16 protein-coding genes are annotated in these 23,497 nt (G+C 44.0%); 6 read left to right on the plus strand and 10 right to left on the minus strand.

Features of this window, described 5'->3' with window-relative positions; translation table 11 throughout:
- Positions 1-168 precede the first annotated feature (168 nt).
- From HX021_RS12095 to HX021_RS12105, 3 genes are read left to right on the plus strand one after another with little or no spacing between them, the layout of a single operon-like run.
- Positions 169-2,094, plus strand: coding sequence for a heparinase II/III domain-containing protein (locus HX021_RS12095; RefSeq protein WP_286590617.1), 1,926 nt, complete (start codon positions 169-171; stop codon positions 2,092-2,094).
- Between the two features lies 1 nt (position 2,095).
- Positions 2,096-2,710, plus strand: a complete 615-nt coding sequence (locus HX021_RS12100; protein WP_286590619.1) for a barstar family protein — start codon at positions 2,096-2,098, stop codon at positions 2,708-2,710.
- A gap of 41 nt (positions 2,711-2,751) precedes the next feature.
- On the plus strand, positions 2,752-3,837 hold the full coding sequence (locus HX021_RS12105) for a Gfo/Idh/MocA family protein (RefSeq protein ID WP_286590620.1): 1,086 nt from the start codon (positions 2,752-2,754) through the stop codon (positions 3,835-3,837).
- Positions 3,838-3,895: 58 nt separating this feature from the next.
- Here the strand turns inward: HX021_RS12105 and HX021_RS12110 are convergent, their stop codons facing one another.
- From HX021_RS12110 to HX021_RS12145, 8 genes are all read right to left on the minus strand, one after another.
- Positions 3,896-5,419, minus strand: a complete 1,524-nt coding sequence (locus HX021_RS12110; protein ID WP_286590621.1) for a RagB/SusD family nutrient uptake outer membrane protein — start codon at positions 5,417-5,419, stop codon at positions 3,896-3,898.
- Positions 5,420-5,426: 7 nt separating this feature from the next.
- Entirely contained in the window at positions 5,427-8,681 is a 3,255-nt protein-coding gene (locus tag HX021_RS12115) for a SusC/RagA family TonB-linked outer membrane protein (protein ID WP_286590622.1), read from the minus strand.
- Between the two features lie 315 nt (positions 8,682-8,996).
- Positions 8,997-9,368, minus strand: coding sequence for a hypothetical protein (locus HX021_RS12120; RefSeq protein WP_286590623.1), 372 nt, complete (start codon positions 9,366-9,368; stop codon positions 8,997-8,999).
- A gap of 36 nt (positions 9,369-9,404) precedes the next feature.
- Entirely contained in the window at positions 9,405-10,157 is a 753-nt protein-coding gene (locus HX021_RS12125) for a hypothetical protein (protein WP_286590624.1), read from the minus strand.
- Between the two features lie 4 nt (positions 10,158-10,161).
- On the minus strand, positions 10,162-10,812 hold the full coding sequence (locus HX021_RS12130) for a hypothetical protein (protein WP_286590626.1): 651 nt from the start codon (positions 10,810-10,812) through the stop codon (positions 10,162-10,164).
- Positions 10,800-11,507, minus strand: coding sequence for a hypothetical protein (locus HX021_RS12135; RefSeq protein WP_286590627.1), 708 nt, complete (start codon positions 11,505-11,507; stop codon positions 10,800-10,802). Before HX021_RS12135 ends, HX021_RS12130 begins: the two co-directional genes overlap by 13 nt.
- 19 nt (positions 11,508-11,526) lie before the next feature.
- Complete coding sequence (locus tag HX021_RS12140; protein ID WP_286590628.1) at positions 11,527-15,057, minus strand: DEAD/DEAH box helicase; 3,531 nt, start codon at positions 15,055-15,057, stop codon at positions 11,527-11,529.
- On the minus strand, positions 15,041-16,804 hold the full coding sequence (locus HX021_RS12145; RefSeq protein ID WP_286590629.1) for a hypothetical protein: 1,764 nt from the start codon (positions 16,802-16,804) through the stop codon (positions 15,041-15,043). The genes HX021_RS12140 and HX021_RS12145 overlap by 17 nt, the downstream gene beginning before the upstream one ends.
- Positions 16,805-17,366: 562 nt before the next feature.
- On the opposite strand from HX021_RS12145, the gene HX021_RS12150 reads away from it, so the two are divergent.
- The 3 genes from HX021_RS12150 (at position 17,367) to HX021_RS12160 (ending at position 19,924) form a co-directional block, all read left to right on the plus strand.
- Entirely contained in the window at positions 17,367-17,837 is a 471-nt protein-coding gene (locus HX021_RS12150) for an Xre family toxin-antitoxin system antitoxin (RefSeq protein WP_286590630.1), read from the plus strand.
- Positions 17,837-18,304 (plus strand): RES family NAD+ phosphorylase, encoded by a 468-nt coding sequence (locus tag HX021_RS12155; RefSeq protein WP_286590631.1) that lies wholly within the window; start codon positions 17,837-17,839, stop codon positions 18,302-18,304. The genes HX021_RS12150 and HX021_RS12155 overlap by 1 nt, the downstream gene beginning before the upstream one ends.
- A 192-nt stretch (positions 18,305-18,496) precedes the next feature.
- Entirely contained in the window at positions 18,497-19,924 is a 1,428-nt protein-coding gene (locus tag HX021_RS12160; protein WP_286590632.1) for a hypothetical protein, read from the plus strand.
- A 56-nt stretch (positions 19,925-19,980) separates the two neighbouring features.
- Here the strand turns inward: HX021_RS12160 and HX021_RS12165 are convergent, their stop codons facing one another.
- On the minus strand, positions 19,981-21,873 hold the full coding sequence (locus HX021_RS12165; RefSeq protein ID WP_286590633.1) for an alkaline phosphatase: 1,893 nt from the start codon (positions 21,871-21,873) through the stop codon (positions 19,981-19,983).
- Positions 21,867-23,423, minus strand: a complete 1,557-nt coding sequence (locus HX021_RS12170; protein ID WP_286590634.1) for a RagB/SusD family nutrient uptake outer membrane protein — start codon at positions 23,421-23,423, stop codon at positions 21,867-21,869. The genes HX021_RS12165 and HX021_RS12170 overlap by 7 nt, the downstream gene beginning before the upstream one ends.
- Positions 23,424-23,497 lie beyond the last annotated feature (74 nt).

Below are 23,497 nucleotides of genomic sequence, written 5' to 3' on the forward strand. Positions count from 1 at the left end.
AGTCATATGATCAAGATGAAGAATGCATCCCTTTCGAAGAATCGTTGGAGGTATCCGACAATCCCATTATCCGATTGCCGGTTGTATCCGCAGCGGACCTTAAGCGCTGCAATTTACTAGAAAGTGTGCCCAAAGATTATATTGAAAAAAACATTACAGGTGATAATCATGAAAAAATATCTGATACTCTTCTTCCTCAGCCTGTCCCTCCAAGGGCTGTTGGGAAAGGATTTAAACTTACTCACAGGAACTTTCAAGCTGGAGAATCTTAAATCCAGCTTAGTTAAAGACAAAAACTGGGTTCCCTATCCAAAATATGCAGACCGTGCAGCCTGGGATCAGCTCATGGCCCCTTTTAGGGATAACATCATCAAAAAAGGAGATAACGCTCTCCATTACCAATGGCAAGTGGTCAAAGCAACAGATTACCTAGAATATGAGCGTTCGGGCAACCGTACGATCATGGAAAAGCCCATGAATGAAAACTGTACAGCATTGGCTAACCTTTTACTGGCGGAACTCGCGGAAGGCAAAGGTCGATACATTGACCAAATTCTGAATGGCAGTTGGCAACTTACAGAAATGGCTACCTGGTCACTATCGGCCCATCTCCCAGCCTTTCAGTCCACCAAACGGTCTTTGCCTCAGGAACGCACCCAGGTTGTCGATCTCATGGCCGGAGATGTAGGCTCACTGTTATCCTGGGTACACTATTTCTTCCGGGATACCTTTAACAAGATAAATCCTGAAATCAGTATCCGTCTAAAACAGCATATCGAACAACGCATTGTACAGCCTTACTTAGACCGTAACGACATGTGGTGGCAGGCATTGGAACTCAAAGAAGGACAGTTGGTCAACAACTGGAATCCATGGTGCAATTTCAACGTACTTACCTGCCTACTTTTGGTCGAGGACAATCCCGACATCCAACTCGCAGGAATCTATAAAACCATGTCTTCCGTGGATCGCTTCATGAACTATGTCAAAGCAGATGGTGCCTGTGAAGAAGGTCCTTCCTACTGGGGGCATGCGGCGGGCAAGCTGTATGATTATCTCAAAATACTTTCCCTCGCAACAAATGGCCAAGTCAATATCTTTGACCAACCGATGATCCGTGATATGGGCGAATATATCGCGCAATCGTATATTGGCGGAAACAGATGGGTAGTCAATTTTGCTGATGCCTCCGCAAAAGGTGGTGGAGATCCCCTATTGATTTATCGCTATGGCCAGGACGTTAGCAGCAATGACATGATGCAGTTCGCCCGGTACATGGAAAACCTGGGTGACAAAAGCAGTACCTTTAAACCATCGCGGGACATCTTTCGCGCCTTTGAAGATCTCCGATGTTATCCGCAGTTAGCAACAACTCAGGCCGCCCTTCCCCAAAATAATTTTAAATGGTATCCGGAGACACAATTTCTGTACCTGAAAAAAGATAATTTCTTCTTTGCAGCCAAAGGAGGATTTAATAATGAAAGTCACAACCACAATGACGTCGGGAGTTTCATCCTTTATCAGGATCAAAAACCATTATTCATCGACGCTGGGGTTGGCACCTATACCAAGAAGACCTTTAGCGATGAGCGGTACAGTATTTGGACCATGCAAAGTGCCTACCACAACCTCCCCATGATCAATGGTGCTGACCAATCTTTTGGTAAGGAATACAAAGCCGAAAACGTAGCATTCTTCCCTGATCAAAACAGATTCCAGCTGGATATAGCAAAGGCTTATCCAAAGTCCGCCAATGTTGAACAATGGCACCGGAGCTATGCACTAGCCTCCAATGGGCTGAGCATTCGGGATGAATTTAGCATTAAGAATCCAACCCAAGCCAATATCATTCATTTTCTGGTTGCTCAAGAACCTACAATCCATAAAGGGCAAATTACCTTGGGAGAAGGAAATGCCATCTTACAGTTTGACCCAGGCCAGTTCATTGCCAGCTATGATACCATTCCACAAGACGATTCCCGTTTGAGCCAAGTCTGGGGCAAGCAACTCTATCGCATCAACCTGAAGGCCAAAAAAATCAAGTCATCAGGGAAGTACACGTTTATCATTCGTCCCCATGAGAACATGAAATGACATGAAAACTGATGAAAGAAATATCATTAGCACTCTTGCCCAGCTTCTTGTGAACGGTGCGGGTCCTGTCGAGTTTAGGACGACCCTGACCTCACTCCTCAACACCTCTACTCTACTTCGGCCTGGCTTTCTCGTATTGGCAGATCAATGGCTTAATGCGGACTATACCGCCGCATTCCCCCATGAGAAACTCTGGGCAGATTTCAAAAGTGCTGTCGAAAGCAATCCAGATCTTGGTTTTGTCATCATTGAAGGAAGGCAGATTGGAGACATCCCAGGTTTCTACGCTGAGATCAACCGGGTTTATATGGCCGATGAGGACTGGCAAGTCGGCAACCTTGATGGATTCAATGACTTATTATATGGTGGATTTGGAAAATTAAAAGATGTGAAACAGCAGGGTATCATTTGGAAAGATATAGCACATAGCAGAAAATCCTTGGGTGTCGAGACGACACTGGCCTATTACCAAGATAAGCTCCAATCAGGTTCCCCCTTTAATCACGCCCATTTTCAACAGCAATTGGAAGAACTACAGGCAGGCCGAGGCCAAACCTATTTTGATATCGTCACCGAGATCATTCAGTCCCACCCGGAAATAATTTGGATTTATTGATCGGCCAAAAACTACTATCTTTAGCTAGCTAAACTTTTACTATGAAACATCTTATCCGTCTATTTTTTGTGTTCACTGTGTTGTTTCACAGCACGGCCTATGCCCATGATCCACTCAAAGTCGCTGTGGCGGGTCTCAACCATGACCATGTATTTCTTTTATTAAACCTGTACAAAGAAAAAAAAGTAGAAATCATTGGCATTGCCGAAAGCAATGAAACATTATCCAAAAAAATCCAGGAACAATACAAGCTGCCAGCATCCGTGTTTTACCGGGACCTTCCCACTTTGTTAAAGCATGTCAAACCAGAGGTTGTCTTGGCTTATAATCCAACCAATGAGCATATCCAGGTGGCTGAAGTCTGTATGCCCCTTAAGATTCCGGTGATGGTGGAAAAGCCATTGGCGACCACATTGGCCGATGCCAAACGTATTGCTGCCTTATCCACAGCAAACCAGACTCCTTTTTTGGTCAATTATGAAACCACCTGGTACCGCAGTAATCAGCAGTTGAAAGATCTGGTTGACAAAAATGATGTCGGGCAAATTACCCGTATGATTGTGAAAGATGGGCATGAAGGCCCCAAAGAGATTGGATGCAGCAATTATTTCCTGGACTGGCTCACAGATCCACAAAAAAATGGCGGTGGTGCACTGATGGATTTCGGCTGTTATGGTGCCAATCTGATGACCTGGATCAAAAATGGAGAGAAGCCCGTATCCGTGACCGCATTTACACAAACACTGAAACCGGCCGTCTATCCAAAAGTAGAAGATGATGCCACCATCATCTTAACTTATCGGGATGGCAGTACCGGGATTATCCAGGCATCCTGGGCATGGCCTTACAGTGTAAAAGATTTTCAGGTATTTGGTACCAAGGCCCAGCTTTATGCGCAGAATGACAAAAAGCTGGTGAAATACCGTCAGCATAACGACCAGCCACAGATCATTCCGACAGAAACTCCTTATTTTGAACATCATATCGCTTATCTGGAAGAACTATTAAAACACAAGCAGTCAGCAGCGGAAGATTTAAGTTCTTTAAGCAACAATGTGACTGTCATCGAAATTCTTGAGGCGGCCCAAAGATCGGCCAAAGAAGGGAAATCCATTTTTTTGAATTAGGCTTCAAAAAAATACGATATGTGGGCCATGATCCCGCATATCGTATTGATCTTTTTTATTAATAACCCGGGTTTTGGTACATACGCTCCGGATCGAGCTTAAATTCATCAAAGGGAATTGGATAGTACCTATCTTTTGTGGAGATATTGGATATTTTGGCATTACCATAATCAGCCTGGTTTTTGGTCTTGAAATAACTGACCAGTTCCTGTGCATTATAGTTACGGATCAGGTCAAACCAGCGTTGATTCTCAAAAGCCAACTCTACACGGCGTTCATGCAAAATAGCATCTTTCAATGTCGGATATTTGGTACGGTAGGCCGTATTTAACATTGAAGTGGCATAAGCAGGAAGTCCTGAACGCTGGCGGACCTCATCCAGCAGGGCAATCGCTTCACCTTCCTTACCCAGATGATATTTAGCTTCTGCCAGCAGCAGCATCACATCTGCGTAACGGATCAATATCCAGTCGTTGCCGCCCCAACCATTCGTTCCAGCCCCATCACTATTGTCCCTGAATTTGGTCACAAACCAATCGTTTACCTGTGGATCTTTCGCAAATTTCACAGAAAAATCTTTCCTTAGATCGCCCTGCTCATAGTCCTTGATCAGATCCAGTTTCACCACCTCACCCACACCTGTCGACGGATACTTGGAATTGACCGTCTCGCCTTTAGCCTGGGAATTACGCGCGATACTGGAACTGTAATTTTGGTCACCTTGCTTATACTCCACCTGAAAAATAAGTTCCTTACAGGTCTTTTTCTTGCTCACATCAAACACCTCTGTATAGGGTATCTCATTTAATTTACCAAAGGTCCGCAGCTGATATGCTGCATTGAGGTATTGTTCTGCTTTCGCCAAGTTTTCGGCAGCTGATGCAGTCTGTGTGGTGCCCAAGGTTAAATATACTTGTCCCAATACAGCATTGATGGCAGCTTTGGATGCCCTACCTACCACATAGTCATGTTGCGTATTCGGAATATCGCTCGATAAGGCTTCTGTCAGATCTTTGATAATCTGCTGGTAAACGACAGGTTCCTTTTCACGAAAGGCCAGCTCATCCGCCTGTTCCTTACTGGTCACCTGCACTGTAGACAAGGGAATATCGCCAAACTTGCGGACCAGATGAAAATACAGCAATGCCCGCACAAATTTTGCTTCTGCAACATAGCGTCCCTTTAATTCATCACTGGAGAAAGTCACATCATCCACATGGGAGAGGACGACATTACAGCGGCTAATTGCAGCATACATGGCTGACCAATGTGTTTTGAGATAGGTATTACTCGGCAATAAGGAGAAATCATTAAATTGAAAAGGCTCTCCCGCGTTGGACTGGTTGTCATTGCGGCCTGTATTATCAGCGCGTTCTTCATTGTACAGCGTACTGGATTCACCAAGGGTGCTTCCCGAACGTAAAGATTGATAAAGACCATTAACGGCTAGTAGTACATCGTTTTCTGACTTAAAATAGTCATTGATCGTAACCGCATTGGGGTCTTTTTGATTTAAAAAATCCTTGCTGCATGAAGATAGTGCCAGCAGAACAAAGGGTAGTATATATCTTTTTTTCATCATGTATATTTTAAAAAGTAACTTTCAGACCAAGGTTATAAGATCTTACCAATGGATAAAGCCCATAATCCACCCCTGGGGTCAGATTACCGCGCTGGTTATAGTCCGGTTCAGGGTTATAGCCTTTATATTTAGTGATCGTGAATGGATTATCAACAGTTGCATAGATCCGTATTCCGGACAAGGTCAGCTTCTCCGCCAAGCTTTTAGGCATATTATACCCCAAAGCAATATTGGTCATGCGGAAAAATGAGCCGTCTTGCAGGTAAAAATCGGACAGACGTGTACTGTTACTCTGTGTACCACCACGGGAGGCACGGTACACCTTTCCATTTCCCGGATTCTGGGCCGAACGATATCGGTCGGCAACATCAGCATATTGATTTCCGGATCCCTCCATATTATAGAGGTAGTAATCGTAGCCATCCAGTACTTTATTACCCTGAGCACCATTAAACGATGCTCTTAAGTCAAATGCCTTATACCGCATGTTCAGGGCAAAACCATAGGTAAAGTTGGGATGTGGATTACCGATTACCCTCTTATCGGCATCATTGACAATACCATTGCCGTCCACATCTTCGAAATAAAGATCTCCGGGCTGTAAAGGGGTTGTTGAAGCAGCAGATGGGGCCACCGATTTATAGTTTTCCTCAGTTGCCACACCCAATACCTTAAAGCCATAGAACATCCCTATCGGACTTCCTTCCTGTGTGATATGGGTCAGGTAAGAACGTTCGGCACCATTGGTCAGGATTGTTGAGGCACCGCCCAGGTCCAGCACTTTATTGCGGTTGACATTGATATTTCCATTAACGCCGAGTTCAAATTCATCCTTACGCAGCAAAGTCGCATCAATCTGCACATCAAAGCCTTTATTTTGCACTTTAGAATTCGGCAGGTTGGTCAATATGGTCGTAGATCCAGATACTGCAGAAATCGGCTGATCAAACAATAAATTAAATGAACGGCTCAGATAAAAATTGGTCATAATGTTCAACCGGCCTTTCAACAGACCGAGATCTAATCCCGCATTATATTGAGAGGTTGTCTCCCAGCTCAGGTTAGGATCATACAGGTCTCCGGCTGTATATCCTGTCTCAACTTTATCCCCCAGGATCACCCCGGCAGGAGAGTTAAATACCGATACCGCACGATACTCCTTGATGTTGTTATTGCCACTGCGTCCCCAGCTTGCTCTTAATTTAACGGTCGACTGCTGCCCCAGCCAGTTGGTATAAAAATGCTCTTTGGAAATCGTCCATCCTCCGGAAACCGAAGGGAAAGTTCCCCATTTATTATTTGGTCCGAATCTCGATGAGCCATCTGTCCGGATAGAGGCCGAAAGGAAATATTTGGAATCAAAGCTATAGTTTACACGGCTGAAATAAGATTGCAGGGTGGTGATACGTTTGAAGGTATCGTCCTTCAGCAATTGGAAATTCGACGGGTCAGCTCCTTTATCTGTGATTTCACCAATGGCATTATTCTGAAATCCATTGGCTCGCACTCCTTGATAATCTAAGTCTGTTCGCTGTGCGGAATAGCCCAAAAGTGCAGAAACCTGATGTTTTTCACCAAAAGTTTTGTTGTAATTCAACGTTGTTTCCAACAGCTTGTCCAACTCATTTCTGGTCTTGGCATCCGCATAGGCGGCAGAGATTGCCTGTGGAGAATTAGGTCTGTTATTACCATCGGAAATACTTGTCGGACGAAAGTAATCGTACTTTTCATCGTAGGTGGATAATCCACCATTCACCTTCAGGTTCAGTCCATCAATAATGGAAAAATCTGCAAAGGCATTGTATAACCCCCTCTTGCCCCGACGGTTATTTTTGATCTCCGTGACATATGCCAACGGATTTTCAGGATTCTGAATACCATAATTATTCGCCGAGAGGTCGGCCATCAGGTATTGGGCATAAGAACCGTCTTCATTATAGACGGGAAGTGTAGGCAGATAGATCAATGCCGCCATGGAAGGGCTGCGGTCGTACCGACCGGTGGTCACCTCATTGTTATCATTGTAGGTGAATGATACATTTGCACCGACTGTAAGTCTTTTACTCACCTTACTATCTATATTTGCACGAAAATTAAACACCTTCTGATCTGTCCCCAGCATAATTCCTTGTTGATTCTGGTAGGAGCCGCTCAGAAAATACCTGTTTTTATCATTGCCCCCATAAGCAGATAAATTGTGCCGTTGGAAAGGAGCGTTACGATACAGGGCATCCTGCCAATCGGTATCATAGGTGGATTTTTTTGCTGTTCCGGTAGCAAAATCATAGTATGCATCCGGAATACTCACGGATCCGGCGTTTCCAACATTGGCAATACGGGTTGCATTATCATCAAAACGCCGGCTATCGCTCCATGCGATACCTTTTGCTGTAAGCAAGTCTTTATACGAATTATTACGTCCATCGATCAAAAGATCAATAAACTGTTCGGCATTCAGCAGATCGACCTTCTTCGAAAGCTGGCCAAACCCTCCCAGCACTTCATAATCAATATGACTTTTACCTTCTTTACCACGTTTGGTGGTGATCAGCACCACACCGCCAGCCGCACGCGATCCATAGATCGCTGCCGAGGCTGCATCTTTTAACACATCGATCGATTCGATATCATTGGGATTGATATTTAAATTATTTCCGGCCGGATAACCATCGATCACATATAATGGATCCGATCCAGCATTGATCGAGCCCATCCCACGGACGCGGATTTTAGTACCATCATAAGGTGCACCACTTGTCTGCGACACCTGTACCCCCGCCACTTTACCAACCAATGCCTGTGATAATTTTGGTGCACTTAAATTCAATTCCTCCGCTTTGACACTGGCAATTGCTCCCGTTACATCGGATTTTCTTATTTTCTGATAACCAATGGAAACTGTGACTTCTTCCAGTGTATTTTCTGCAACCTGAAGGGAGAAGATCTGCCCATTGGACTGAGTAACACGGTGGACCAGGGCACGAAAGCCCACATAAGAAATGCTGAGTTCATCTCCGATTTTGGCAGTGATCTGAAAGTTTCCTTTTTCATCTGACTGGGCAGATACTTTACTGCTGAGGTTCTGAATAGTTGCTCCTGAAACCGGAGTTCCCTGCGCATCGACGACACGGGCCCGGATCGTGCCCTGCTGGGCATGCATCAATGCTGATGAGGTTAATAGGAGAGGTTTGGCTTGAACAGCTGGTGAGCTCGCTGCAATGGCACATAATAACCAAAAGGCATTGTTGGTTTTAAATTTCATAAGTAGTGCATTTGATTTATGGGTACAAGATTACAAATGCTATATGAAGATAGGGTGAATAAAAGATTAACAGTTTTTAACTAAACCGGGTTAGCAAGCAACAAAACCTTAACATAAGGATAACAACTTACTTGTTGCTTTCTTGCATGACATGTATGCTCAGGTCAGTAATTCTAGTGCGAACAGGTAGACAGGGTCACAGCAGCCCTCATTGCACCAGCTATTCTTGAAGGGAAGCTGGTGCAATGAGGGCTGCTCTTTTACGGCTTTGCCTTATGCAATGATTACTGAAACAGCAATAATTTTATAAGTCAATTATTGTGTTGAGCGGTCGTCTTCTCCTTTCATAATCTTATGGATCCGGTCTTCCAGAACCTTATTATGCCAGCCTTCCAGGAGTTTCTTTGTCTTTTCGACCACATCATCCCCACCAGCATCCATGATTTTCACCCAATTCTCGGCAAACTCTTCATATTCAAACATGATCCCCTCAGACTGTGTATACTGAATCATATACTCCATGGCAAATAAATTTGCCCAGCGATCAGGATGAGTGGGGTAACACATATACTGTGCAATGTCAATTTTGTCAATAAATTCCTGCACCACTTCCTCTGGAGTAAAATTGAATATATCGCAGAACTGTTTAAATTCTGTTGTTAATTTAATGCTTTCTAAAGTTTTCATCTGATTCGTATTCTTTTTGATTAATGCTAATTTTAATTAAAGGTCTTTATTCCTATTTTCTAAAAAATCATCCAGCCAAGTATGATAGATGGCTATCCTCCTATCCAATGACCGATAAAAGAAATATCGTTTATTCAGCTCCTGGAGCTCCATAATAAATTGTTGAAAAGCAGCTGTATGGCGGTATTCCCAGTCGATAATATTGCCATAGCCATCCTGCACGCGGAGAATGAAGCCCAAAATGGGATTATAGGTACCTCTATCCAGGTGCATCGTCGCTAAATAATTCGGAATGGAAACTTGTTCCATCAACGTGTTTATACAACGGGCAGGATGAATATTATTTAAGATACAAGTTAACAACAGATCTTTACTCAGTTTGAAACAGGTGTTCTCATCTAAATAAAGAGTATCTTTAAGCATCACTTTTTTAGCAAAAAGATCATAAAGCTGTCCTGTGATCACTCGTCCTTTATTCCTTCGTTCTGCAATGCTGTAATTTCTATTTACGGCTATTTTTACCTGACGTTGCGTTAGTTTAACACCTAGATCCCTTTCACTTTTGTCCAACATGAGTGAAGGAGTCTTTTCTGTTTTAACCAGATGATTGACAAAGCTAATTCCTCGGGTGGCCAAATTATAACTGGAATTATCCTTAAGATGTAGATCCATAAAAGAATAATGGTCCAGAAACAACTGTATAAAGGCAGCCACTGGTACTCCAAAGAGCTCGCAGATCAATCTAAAATTTCGGGGTACCACTAAGGGTACTGGTTGGGTATCTCTCATATTTTTATTTGTGTTGAATATAACGGTAACCAAAACTTTTGGTCTTAGATTTACGTAATGGGGCTGCTCCTTTCTTCCCTACCATCAACTCCAGCTCTTCCATCAAACTGCTGACACGGATTCGTTCGTCGATCTGTTTTTCTACCCATCGCCAAAGTTGAAGCGCTGTCCTATACTTCTTAAAGTGATTCATGGCAAGCAATTTATTCAGCAGTTTTTTTACGGCTATCCGCTCAATCCCAATCCGGCCAGGTTCAGGCACTCGTCCCCCTATCTCCTCCATAAGGTAAAAAAACACAACCGTTTCCACCGTATTGATAACATATTCCATTTGGTAATAACGAATCCCCTGTTCCTCCCAGATGGACAGCTCAAATGGATAATTCGTCGAGTGATCGAACGTGCTGATATCTATTTTTCTTTGATTAAATACCCAATTGAGATGAACCATAATTTCCAAATCCCCCACAGGAATCTGGAGCTCTTCCATCGCTTTGATATAGTTTCCCTCCTGCCCCATTAGGAATGCGAGCTCTTCCCTGGTAAAACCACAGCTAATCCGGTTTAAGATCAAGAGATAAATTATACCCGCGTACCGTATGGAGCATTCCGTACGATATCGCTCCATTGCAGGTTGGCTGATCAAATGATGCATCGCTCCTCCTCGCTATCGACCAGATAAAACGAATAGCCCCTATCCACGTTCCTGACCACCAATTTATTTTGTTGGATCAGGCTATAGAGCACATTTTTCAGGTGCCTTGGAAAGATCTGCAGGTGTACCTGTCCGGTATATTCCACTTTCCGGAACAGTTGCCAGGGCGCGGCACCCTGCGCAAAGAACCCACTGTCCAATAAATGGTCGATACGCTGCCGTACGTGCAGCATCGCATCCGATTCAAGCTGAAGGTCCTTTTCGGCTTTCCACTCCTCAAATTGAAGCAGCGGTGGTTTAGTGGTCGTTTTCTTTGTCAAATCTTTCTTTGTCGAAAATTTCCAGGGTATCACAATTTTGTAGGACCATTTCACCTCATCTTCCTCGATCATGAGGCGAACCAGCCGTTTCTCACTTCCGTCAAAAGAATCATCCCGGTGAAATTCCATCTCTATTGGCTGGGCACATGCGTAGATCCTATCCAGGAGCAGCGCTTCGTGGAGCAAAAATTGTGGAACCTGAAATATCTTTTCAAAATCCAGATACACATGATCCGGTCTTCCCATTAAAAAAGAAAGCTCATCGGGGCGCCATCCCTGCTTTAGCCGACGTGTAAAATAAGTGTACCACATCACAAAATCATGGGCATCCATCATTCCCGAATAAGAAGTTTTAATTGTAGGTTCAGTTTTCATAAGTTAAGTTTATCACTGGTTATTCAAATAATTTGAGCAGTTCTTCTTTACTGATGGATTTCATCAGATTAGCTTCATCCAGGATCAGCCCTTCGGCCATTCTTTTTTTATGGTCCTGAAGGGCCAAGATGCGTTCTTCAACAGAATCCCGGCATACCATCTTATAGGCCATCACATGCTTATCCTGACCGATACGGTAGCAACGGTCGATTGCCTGTGCTTCAGCAGCGGGATTCCACCAAGGGTCGAGGATATATACATAATCGGCAGCCGTCAGGTTTAAACCTGTTCCGCCGGCTTTTAAGCTGATCAGAAAAACACGGCAGGCATCGTCTTGCTGGAATGTGTCGACTGCCAGCTGCCGTTGTTCCCGGGAAAGCTTGCCATCCAGGCGCACTGCAGCAATCCCTCTTTGGCGGATACGGTCCTCCACAAGTTTCAGCATGGAAGTGAAAAAGGAAAAAAGCAATACCTTATGCCCGGGGATCACCTCCCTCAGGATTTGATCGATATAGTCCAATTTTATGGAATCAGCCTGGTAATCTGATCCCTTAACCAATTGCGGTGAATTACAGATATTACGGAGCTTCATCAGTGCTTCAAGCGCGATGAACTTGGATTTAGCGGAATCATCACTATTCAGGTTTTCCTCAATATCCGCCTTAAAACGTTTCCTGTAAGTATCGTATATTTTCCGTTGCTCGGGCAGCATATCCAGATAAAGGATAGTTTCCGTCTTTTCAGGCAGGTCTAAAGCGACCTGCTTTTTGGTCCGCCGCAATAAAAATGGGGCGATCATTTTTTGCAACTGCTCGATCTTATCTCTTGGAACTTCATCTTCCTTTTTATTGCCGAACATGCTATTAAAATTGCGGTAGTTGCCAAAAAATCCAGGGTTGACCATACTCATCTGTGCATAGAGATCCGCAATTTCATTTTCAACAGGCGTTCCCGTCATGGCGATGCGATAGCAGGTATTTAGCGCATAAAGTGTCTTAAAACGTTTTGAATTCCGGTTTTTCACAGCCTGCGATTCATCCAGGATCATATAACTGAATAGTTGCTCCTGTAATAGATCAGCATCGCTCATCGCCGTTCCATAGGTCGTAACCACAATAGTTCCTTTCGACATTTCCATGTCCTCCCTTCTGTTCCGACCATGATAAATACATAATTTCCGGTCGGGCGCAAATTTTTTAAATTCCGACTCCCAATTGAAAAGCAGAGAGTTGGGGACGACAATAATAGATGGGTCTGCCTGAGGATTATTTTGATAAAAATATTCCAGGAGTGTAATCGCCTGCAGGGTCTTTCCCAGTCCCATATCGTCGGCCAGGATACCCCCCCACTGGAATTCATTGAGAAATGCCATCCAGCTATACCCGGTCTGCTGATAGGGTCTCAACAGGGCATTGACCGATTCCGGAGTTTCCAACAGTGGAATTTCGTTGATCCGTTCCAGCTTTTCCCGACGTTGGCGAATGCTCCCCTGTATAATTTTTGGATCTATTGTCTCCAGTTGCGTTTGAAAAGAAAGCAGCTGGGCAGAAGTCAGTTGAATGCAGGCCCCATTTACAGTGCCGTAGGTAAATAAAGGTTCAAACAGCGCCCTATCCGATGCCTTGATATAGCCATACGATTGATCCCCCAAATTTATGCTGCCGCAATTGTATCTCATGTTTTCTTCAAAATCTCCTGGCAGAAACTTGAACGTGTCAAACCTGAAAACAATGTGAATAGAAAATAGATTATTTTCCTGACGGACATCCAATACCTCCCACTTCAGCTGATGCGGGTAATAACTCTTCCCTTTAGGAATTTTATTCAGGAAGGTCTTGTAGCCTTTGACCGTGCATTTTTTTGTAAATTCATACAGCCAGTTTCGGTCACAATATGCCGTGTCCAAGCGCTTGACGGCTTTATTCTTTCCCATTTCAAAATGAGACGATTGCGCTTCGACAAAAGCATTAAATTCATTTTCTGCGGCGAGGTCCCGCTCGATGTAATAACAACAGCCAGCGTCTGATTTTAGGATCAGGTTTCCACCGCTAGCGATTTCACATTCCTCCGTCTCATTCAATATATACTTCAGTCCAAAATTTAAATAAGTTTCCCCCTCGTTCTCCACGACAACTTTAAATTGAGCAGGCATATGGACTGTTTTCTCAACAAACACAGACGCTTTCTTTGAGGAGTCTATGCTGATATGCAATAACCTTGACAAAGGCACGAGCAAATCGTCAAAGAAACTTGAATAGTCTTTTTGTAGAACCGTTATTTTATTGGAAAAACCAGAAAAGGAGCGTAGCAGAAACTCTTTTTCCGGGTGATCAACAAATAAGCAGGTATTGTCATCAAGGTTGATAAAGAAAAAATGTGAACTGCATTCTGAAACACAGCAGCTCAGTTCCTCACCTTTATAACTTACGATCAGTGACAGCAGCAGGTGATCGCTTTGTTCCTGTAGATGGAGTCTTAAACGAAGGTCTTCTCCAGCCAACAGCACATTACGCTGCCTAGCATTAAAATTCGAGGGACATTTAATGTGTTCAAGATTGATTCTTGTATAATTTCTGTTCACAAATGTGACCGGAAATACCTGACCTGATTTTTCCAGCAGATCACGCCAGGCACTGATCAGTTGCTCTTTTCTGATCGACTTTGCTTGATCATTCAATACGTCCCCCCCATCCCCTGCTTCCTCATCCGGCACATGGTGCCCATCCGAAGGGTCTGCCTCATTTTCCAGGATATTAGAATACCGTAAGATCTTACGGCATAAGTCCACTTTTAAAACATCGGATTCCGCAATATTGGGCATTGCATCCACAGCTTCTTCTCTCAAGTAGTTTAATTTTCTATCGATTATAAACGGAATTAAAAAAGGTAAACCATCTACCTGTCGCTCAGTTGGAACAACATACATAAACTTGGGTGGAGCAGCCCGGTGAGGTGCCGTCCAAAGACGCTCGGATTCATTCTTCTTTAATGCAGCTTCAAGCGGCTGATGATCAAAATAGGTATACACCTGACCAAATTGCTCATGATTTTTTAGATAAACCTTTCGGCCATGGCCATAGGAATGATAAACCCCAAACTGAAAAAACCTGTGCTGGCTTTCGGGCAGATCGTCGACTTGTTTCACAAACAGATTTTCAAGAAACATATCGGAATGCTCAAATCTGCCATAAAGTCCAATAATGGCAAAGTCGCAGAGTTTTGTATGCCGCTTCTTACAGTCACAGCTCACTTTAAGCCCTGCATCCAGCATTTCAACAACAAGACCTACATCCCGGCTCTTGTTTCCCTCTGCGAGAAAAATGGACCATTCAAACCTCCTTACTGCCGAAACCCGTACAGGTCGATGATAATACCTGTAATCTTTTATTGGAACAGATCCCGCATATAAGCGCTCAAAATAATTGCTGGAGAACCTCATGCTTCCCGCTTCTTCCCAAGGAATAATAAAGCTATTTTTTTCTGCTAAGGGTACAATTTGAGCTGTATCCAGCCCGGTACTGTTCTCCTGTTGGTTATTGCTGGCCATCATCACCTCCTTTTGACCGGTTTGCGCCAATACCCGATTTCGCTTCCATATAGCTTAGGCTCTGGCCACCTAAATCCATCAAGAAATCGGCGATATCTTTCGCCCTGGACTTAAAATAGTCCATATCCAATTGGGCCAGCTCCTGCGGAAGCGCATGGATACGTCCTTTCATTGGCTTCAATACCTCCGCATTCAGGATATTCTCCACCGCATCCTTGGAGCTAAAAAACGCTTTCACCCTTTTATCACAGACACAGGTCCATTCAATCAGCTCTTCCGTGCTTATATGCGGTGGGGCATAGCCGATACGGATATAGAGATAAGTATGCAGTCCGACGACGATCAGCTGGTTTAGTAACATGACGGCCAGTTGCCGGCTGGAAAAGTTATCGTTTGTCAGGATGTCCAACAGCCCCCGCATCAATGCGGAATTACGTTTCCAGCAATGTTCGATTTTAGATAGGGTATCCGCCCAATTAATGGGAGCAATGGCATAACATGGCTTATAGCTCGGATCCCGAAAGAGAATAGCAGATTCATTCCAGATCGTATGGGAGAAACGACTCCCCTTCTGTAATTTTGCGGCTATAAAGTCGGTATTGAGAAATGATATGACCGCCGTAACTTTACCGTAGGATACTTTCCGAAAGTAAGATGAACCTATTCTCTTTTTGAGCACGACAAGGTAGATATCGGCAGTCCCACAAGCGGTAGACGGATAGTCAAACAAGGCTCTACCATAGGCATTGCTCACATAATAATTGAGCAACATGATCTGTTCGGGCGTATGCTCCCTGCGGATCTGATCAAGCAGATGATGGATCGCTGACTGATCATGTTCAGGCCAGGGAAACGCATGCAAGACCGATCCATTGGCCTTGACCGATGATGTTCCTATATCCGATTTCTTTTCTTCGGCAGCAGCCTTTGACTTCGCCAGTTGCTGCGCTTCCATTTCAGCAAGCAATCTTTCATATTCAATATGGAGGCCGCCCATAAAACTGAAGTACAGCTGCTCCACGGCATCCAGTATAAACTTACTGTGATCATACAGCCATGAGGCATCCACAGCAGATATTTCAAGATCCTTATTTTGTTTCACCGCATTAAAAGCAGCGTCATATAAGCTAAAGCGTGCCCTTTCCTCTTCAGTATTACCGATAAATGATGCTTTTAAGGTGGAGAAGTGCTCATCCAGGCTTTTTATCCTACTATTTAAATGGTGTACATTATTTGCTTTTCCGTCGATCAATGTCTGTAAAAACCGGAGGTGATTTTCGATGCCCTGGTGCAGCATGAACACTGCCCTGAGATAACTCCCCTGCCCGGCAAATGTCTCAGCCCCCTGCAGAAAACCCATGGAAACAGGCGAAACCTGTTTATACAGCTCCGCAGCGATCTCCATCACACTTTTCAGCTCTTTGTGACCAAGCGATATGGCATTTTTCTTACCCGAACAATATAGGTTAAACCTGGCTGATGAAACATATGAATAGTACATACTACCTATCTTTATCTTATTGAGCAGCTCACCGATCAGGATGATCTCAAAGGACACGTTTTCCTGACCTATCAGACAGAGCTCGACAATAGGTTTGAGTACTTTATGTGAAAGTCCGTTCACAGGCTTAAGGACCAGAAGCAAATGATGATACTCCTGATTTAAAAACCGATAATTGAGGAGATAAACGCGATCAAGATCCATCCGTTGGGACAAACGGTCGATGATCAATTGGCTATTAATTTCCATACATAATCTGATTTAAGGTTTAAAAATTGAACAATAGCATCCCTAAACTGGCCATGCAGATTTTGGGCTGGTATTGCAGATAATCAATACTTAATTTGTAAAAAAGCTATAGATATCAACCAAGATGACTAAAGAGATCATCAATAATATATGCGTAAACATTCGCATCTTGGTGTAAGTAAGAAAGGGCCAACAATCCAATTGATATGATGTATCGGAATTTTCGTTAATCGGCGAAAAGATAATTATCTGCTGTTGGCGGATAGACAGATAAATACCTAGTGACAATATAATTCACAAACACTAAAACGATACAAAAATATAGTTTATATATACAAATATAAAGATATCTATATTAAAAACCAAATACTCTTGAAAAATTACTCACTTTTAGGCTACAAAGATCCTGATACGCGTCTTAACGCTAGGATTAAGAAGACAAAGATTAAGGGAAGCACCATAACAACCATTTAAGCATGAATTGACCTAAATATTTCGCAGCATTTGTTTAAGAACATAAATAATTGTAAATTTACTATCAATAAGACGTACAAATACAATTATGATCACCAAAACAATTGAACCAGAGCTAATTGAAAAACATTCAGCAAAAGGGAAAATAGCCAAATTTTCTCCTGCATGGGTGGTGCGTCATGTGAAAGATGCTCCAGCGATAAAACTTGAATTAATCGAAAGAATCAGGACAGGGGTAAAAAAGGAGGATTGGAAACAATTAATTGAAAATCTTGGTGTCACCGAAAAAGAATTTGAGAACATCCTGCCCACTTCGATCAGCAGCATGCAAAAGAAAAAAGTATACAGCCAGGAGACCTCAGAGAGAATCTATGAAATTTCTAGGTTATTTGGTTTAGGTTTTGATGTGTTTGATTCCCAGGAGCGCTTTAAAAATTGGCTCATCACCCCTTCCAGGGCACTGGGAAACAAAAAACCTTTTGAGCTGCTGGACAGCAGCCTGGGTTTTGAGATGGTAGAAAGTGAAATTATCAGAATTCAATACAATGTATACAGCTGATGATCGTTTATCGCCTCGCCAATAAAAAGTATAAAGACACTACATTATCAGGCATTGGCGCTGAAAAAGTAGGTGGCCGGTGGAACGAAGTTGGGACAAGAGCAGTCTATTGTTCTGAAAATATTTCACTGGCACTCCTGGAATATTATGTGCATTCCGATAACATCGCCAATCTTCCCAAAGAAATACTGATTGCTAAGATTACGTATCCGGACAGCTTTGTGGTGCAGCAGATCAGTGCCCTACCCGAGCGTTGGGATCAATATCCCTATTCTTCCAAAACCACGCAGGTGTTCACGGCTTTAGCCGCAGACCGGGATTTCTTTGCCTTACGCGTGCCATCGACTATTGTCCCTTTAGAATACAATATTATTCTCAATCCACTCTATAAAGCATTCGGCCAAGTGGAGATCATCGATTTTATTGACCTGTCAATTGACCAAAGATTAAAATCAAGTACACATTAAGGGAGCTGCGCTGTATATGCTAACGGCGGACAGGGACAGGATCTGCTATGTACCCGCCATGAGCTTATCTCACATATCACTGAAATCGGCTATTTTCCCTGAAGCTATTTTCTGCTACTTTAGCCACTCATAGTGCTCATAAAGAAGAAAATGATCAAATCGACTCTCACAGCTATAATAATCCTCTTTTGCATGACCGCCTGCGCAGGAGAACCGCAACCACAGGCAACTGCAGAACAGAAGCCCATCACCTGGATACCTCTGCGGACCAAAGGCAATCAGTTCGTCTATGTGGACAGCGCTTTCAATAAACAGTTGAAACAAACATTCTATCATGCCCAACCTTTTACGGTTACAGGTTATGCCCTGGTAGGGGATGAGAAGAATCAGCGTGCAGTTATTAATTTCAAAGGAGATCTTATGGAAGATTATTCAACCGCTGACCTTCAACTGCTGCCACTTGGCAAGCTGACCTTATTGATGAAGCGGCAGGAATATGATAAAAAGCTACCTTTCTGGAAATGGAACTGGCACATCATGGGGGGCGATGTAGAAAAAACAGCCACCTATGTTCAAGTTGAGATCCGTGTATTGGAAACCGGGCAAGTCCTGCTGCACAAAGATATTCCCTATGATCAAAACAGCTATAATCTGGCAGCTTACAGTTTAGATGACAGCCATGTTGTCCTGAACCAGGAGCTATACCGGATAGACAAGCAACGTTTTAAAAAAGTCAAGGGGAATATTGAGGCTGTGCTGGAAAATGGCCGTTATATCCCGGCAAGCACCGCTAGTTTTTCGATTTATGACATCCGGCATCAAGACGCTACACAATCAGGTTTGAGCGGTACAGACGCGATCAGTCTCCATTGGAAAAACCAGTCCTTGGTGCTGGACTCCATCAATCAGGAACGTTATACCCCATCCATCCCAAAACTGCTGAAAGACAGAACCTCGGGCGATACCTATGCCTTCCCCCAATACGACAAAGCCTTTCCGAAGCAGATCCGGCAGGCCAGGCCCAAACAGCTCGCTTTTTTAAACGAGGTTACCCTGGTATATTCTGTCGCCAATTCACCTTATTTTATCCTCGGAAAGTTCAACTACGACGATGATATCTGGGCGTACGAATGGTTGTACATCGATAAAGACGGTAATTTATTGGACCAAATTCAGGTGAACGACTTTTTCATACTGGATCAGGTAGGCAATCTGGTATGGCCGGACAAACAGCTCTTATTTACAGCGAACACACTTAAAAAAGACTGGAAAACAGGTAAAATAAAATACCACTACCAGATGGATGACCGCTATCTCATCGACGTCAAAAAGGGTGAACTTGATCCAACCATGGGGCTTTGGAATGCCGCGCAGAAAAATTGGGACCTATTACCCGATTTCAACCATATTGAAGTCTTGAATGGCCCGCAGCAGATTTTGGCTCTACAGGAACACAGCGATGGCCCATATATCCTGTACAACAATAAGACAAAACAGCGTATCGGCTCAAAAAGCTATCATTCCATTTATGCTGATGGATTGGTCCAGGTAAAAGGTGAGGGATCCGTGAAGGAGTATTATTATATTGACATCGCTACAGGCCGAGAATACAAAGAATAAACCCCCATTGTGCCTGGGCACAATCGGGGTTTGAAAATATAAAGGAAAATTGAAAACTATTTCGCGGCTTCCAATAACTTGTGGAAAATCGCTGTATTATCGTAGACACCTTGGAACAGGAAAGATCTTGCGCCATACGCAAATACCGGAACGAAAGCATTCGTATGGTCATTGCTACTAAAATTGACCATCACACGTCCTGATTTACGGTCCGAATCCAGCACCGTAAGCCCCCCTGTTTCATGGTCGGCAGTGACGACAACCAGCATCTCCGGGTCCTGATCCGCCAGCTTTAAAGCCTCAGCTACCGTATTGTCGAAATCCAGGGTTTCCATAATGGAATACTTCAGATCATTGGCATGGCCGGCATAATCGATCTGTGCCGACTCAGCCATCAGGAAGAAAGGTTTCTTGTCCCGGGAAAGGAATTTGACACCATCCAGCATGGACTGGGTCAAAATGGGCGGACGGCCATCTTTTACGGGCTTTACCAGTTCGTCCGACAGGAAAACAATCTGTTTCCCTCCCTGTTGGTCCAGGGTATTTTCCCGCACCGAAACGCCGGAGTACCCCTTCCAGTCGCGCTTGCTTTTCAGCCAGTCGGGCTTTCCACCGAGGATAAAATCCATGGTTGACTGCTGAAATTGCCCCAGGATGGATTCACTCTCATTTCGTTCCTGCTGATGGGCGTAGAAAACTGCTGGTGTTGCATCGGTCACATCACCGATGCTGATGACCCCAGTTTTCCAGCCACGATCGGCCAATACCGCTGCCACACTAGGCAGAGGCTGACCCTGGGCATCCACAGCGATGGACCGGTTATTGACTTTTTGTCCGGTAGCAATGGCCGAGCCACCTGCTGCCGAATCGGTATTGTCCGTATTCAAAGCTTCAGTCTGCGAAAGCCCCACACGTTTGAGCGCTGTCATATTTAATGCACCGCCATTTGCCAAGGCCGCTGCCTTCACTGCTGCAAGCCCCATACCATCGCCAATCAAGAGCAGCACACGTTTTACAGGGCGGTCCTGTCCATCGTATTGAAAACTGGGTTTATAAAGCGCTTGCGGTTTTTCCAACTGAAATGACGAACGCTCATGCTGGTCAAGAAATAGCTCCAGGGTCTTCGGGCGGTCCGTGTTGATCCAGTATACCCCCAGGTTGATAAGCTGTTGCCAGGCATTTGGGCTATCGTGCGTCCCATAAAAACGAAAACGGAGACCCAGCGAATCCGCCTTGGCAATAGCCTGCCTGATCGCTGGAATATTTTCGGGCAGTCCCTTGCCGTTCCAATCCGTATAATCCTTCAGGTCGGCACTGATCAGGCCGGTCTGTGCCAGGCTCGCAGCATCATAGTCCCAGTTGACTTCGCCATCAAAAAACAACCATTTGGGATAATCCTTGAATCCAGCTGGCTTGGGACGCCCACCGGTCACGATGACCTTAACGGCATTGGGATTTTTAAGCGGATTGAACAGATCGCCATATTGTTCAAGTGCTTTGACAAGAACGGGCAATACCTGTTTATAATTTTCTTTTACGTCAATCAGAAGCTGAAGCTGTTTTGATTGATCTGCAAAGGCGGTTCCGCCATTTTTGCGGCATAGCTTAGCAACAGGATCCAGATAAAGCGCCTTTAGTGTGTTTTCTGTCTTGATTTCCTTTGCATCATGCGCAACCATCAATTGCCCATTGCGCAGAAAAATATCCGCTTCAATGGATTGCATACCCGAATAATAGGCCGTATAGAAAGGTTGACTCTGCCAATAATCGTTATGACTATGGCCAGCATAAGGGGTAGCTCCCGCCTTTTCTTTCTCCCGGCTGAACATCAGTTGCTCAAATTTTTCATTGAGTGTTTGTGCGGAAGACCCCAGAGGTCCTCCGCACAAGCTAGCGATGATCAATAAGCCACCCAATTTAGTTTGGAAGACTTTTGAAACGTTTACCATCCTTGATTTTGTTTAATCAAACCTGCACTATTATCGACTTCCCTGCGCGGTACAGCCCACACATGGTGAATTTTCGGATCAAATTTACGACCTGCAAACTCGACAGGCATGCCTGAACCATTCTTCATCGCATAGGTATGAAGTGGCTTAGCATAGGTATCCTGTGCATCACCCCAGCGTACCAGATCGCGGTGACGGTCTGCAAATTCCCCGGCCAGTTCATTACGGCGTTCGCGTTTCAGATCAGCCAAAGTCATGCCCGTCTTTTCAATCAGTTTGGCACGTTTACGGATCATATTCAATTCTTTATCTCCCGCTCCGGCACCATTGAGCATAATCGAAGCTTCGGCCTTGATTAATAAGATCTCTGCAAAACGGATCAAAGGCACATTCAGATCCGTGGCCATGTGATTTCCATTTGGACTCACATGCCCAGTTTTTACTGGATCAGTATGCGAGAAAGGCTCCATATACTTATTGAACTGCATGTCACAGGTCGCGGAACTTGCCGGCTCGAATACCCGCTCTTTGCCAAAGAAAACAAATTTATCGCCCGGTTTTAAAATAGTTGCTGCGCGACGTTCATCCCCCGCTTCATAAGAATCATACAACTCTTTCGTTGGCATGTAATACCCCCAACCGTTGTATAAGCCCCAGGCACCATTGGTCAGCATTACACCCGGTAAAATCGAGCCCCAGCCATCTGTCCCTGCTGCTGTACTCGTGACAGACCAGATATATTCAGGACCCCAGTTATTTGATGCTTTGAAGACATCCTTAAAATTAGGTTCAAGTCCACGTTTACCTTGGTTAATAACCATATCAGCATAGAGAATAGCATTTTTGTAATCTTTCTTATATAGGTACATTTTGGAAAGCACCGCCCATGCCGCCACTTTATGCGCCCGGCCATAATCCGCTTCTTCCAGTTCATTGAAAAAAGGCAATTGATCAGCAGCTTCTTTCAGCAGCTTTTCTATATGACGATAATTTTCTTCGATATTAGCTGCTCTAGGTGTAGCCTTTTCGTTATCCATATTTTCAACAGTAACGATAGGTACTCCGGCGCGTTCATCTGCATAGTTAGCAGCCAACTGAAAGTACATATAACCGGCATTAAAATTGGCTTCGCCCAGGATACGTTTCTTTAAGGCTTCATCCATGGAGATCGAAGGAACATAGCGCAAGATATCATTGGCCTGTTTGATAATGGCATAGCGCATTTGCCATTGTGACTCAGTGTAGCCACCACCAATATAATTGCTGTTAAACGTACGGATATTCTCAGCCTGCGCATTATTTCTTCCGGTGACCATATCGTCGCTGGCATTCATAAACCAGGCAAACCCACGGCCATAGAAATCCTCTTCATCATAGAGGTAATAGAGCCCATTAGCCCCTTTTATCGCATCTTCTTTCGTTTTCCAAAAACTTGCCTTTGACGGAGCTCCCTCTGGCAGGATATCCAATTTGTTGGTACAAGATTGAAAAGACATTCCCATGCTTCCTATAAGCAGGGCAAAACATATATTTCGAGTTATTTTTTTCATTGGAGTATTTTTTAAATATGCACAGGACAATCAAGTTTAATCATTCGGTTCACCGATTTGAAAAACCTATATCA

The sequence above is a fragment of the Sphingobacterium sp. N143 genome, from assembly GCF_030325625.1.
Taxonomy (GTDB): domain Bacteria; phylum Bacteroidota; class Bacteroidia; order Sphingobacteriales; family Sphingobacteriaceae; genus Sphingobacterium.

Bases quoted from the DNA above. Each gene is read 5' to 3' on its own strand.
- HX021_RS12095 (WP_286590617.1), top strand. From the start codon at position 169: ATGAAAAAATATCTGATACTCTTCTTCCTCAGCCTGTCCCTCCAAGGG.
- HX021_RS12100 (WP_286590619.1), top strand. From the start codon at position 2,096: ATGAAAACTGATGAAAGAAATATCATTAGCACTCTTGCCCAGCTTCTT.
- HX021_RS12105 (WP_286590620.1), top strand. From the start codon at position 2,752: ATGAAACATCTTATCCGTCTATTTTTTGTGTTCACTGTGTTGTTTCAC.
- HX021_RS12110 (WP_286590621.1), bottom strand. From the start codon at position 5,419: ATGATGAAAAAAAGATATATACTACCCTTTGTTCTGCTGGCACTATCT.
- HX021_RS12115 (WP_286590622.1), bottom strand. From the start codon at position 8,681: ATGAAATTTAAAACCAACAATGCCTTTTGGTTATTATGTGCCATTGCA.
- HX021_RS12120 (WP_286590623.1), bottom strand. From the start codon at position 9,368: ATGAAAACTTTAGAAAGCATTAAATTAACAACAGAATTTAAACAGTTC.
- HX021_RS12125 (WP_286590624.1), bottom strand. From the start codon at position 10,157: ATGAGAGATACCCAACCAGTACCCTTAGTGGTACCCCGAAATTTTAGA.
- HX021_RS12130 (WP_286590626.1), bottom strand. From the start codon at position 10,812: ATGCATCATTTGATCAGCCAACCTGCAATGGAGCGATATCGTACGGAA.
- HX021_RS12135 (WP_286590627.1), bottom strand. From the start codon at position 11,507: ATGAAAACTGAACCTACAATTAAAACTTCTTATTCGGGAATGATGGAT.
- HX021_RS12140 (WP_286590628.1), bottom strand. From the start codon at position 15,057: ATGATGGCCAGCAATAACCAACAGGAGAACAGTACCGGGCTGGATACA.
- HX021_RS12145 (WP_286590629.1), bottom strand. From the start codon at position 16,804: ATGGAAATTAATAGCCAATTGATCATCGACCGTTTGTCCCAACGGATG.
- HX021_RS12150 (WP_286590630.1), top strand. From the start codon at position 17,367: ATGATCACCAAAACAATTGAACCAGAGCTAATTGAAAAACATTCAGCA.
- HX021_RS12155 (WP_286590631.1), top strand. From the start codon at position 17,837: ATGATCGTTTATCGCCTCGCCAATAAAAAGTATAAAGACACTACATTA.
- HX021_RS12160 (WP_286590632.1), top strand. From the start codon at position 18,497: ATGACCGCCTGCGCAGGAGAACCGCAACCACAGGCAACTGCAGAACAG.
- HX021_RS12165 (WP_286590633.1), bottom strand. From the start codon at position 21,873: ATGGTAAACGTTTCAAAAGTCTTCCAAACTAAATTGGGTGGCTTATTG.
- HX021_RS12170 (WP_286590634.1), bottom strand. From the start codon at position 23,423: ATGAAAAAAATAACTCGAAATATATGTTTTGCCCTGCTTATAGGAAGC.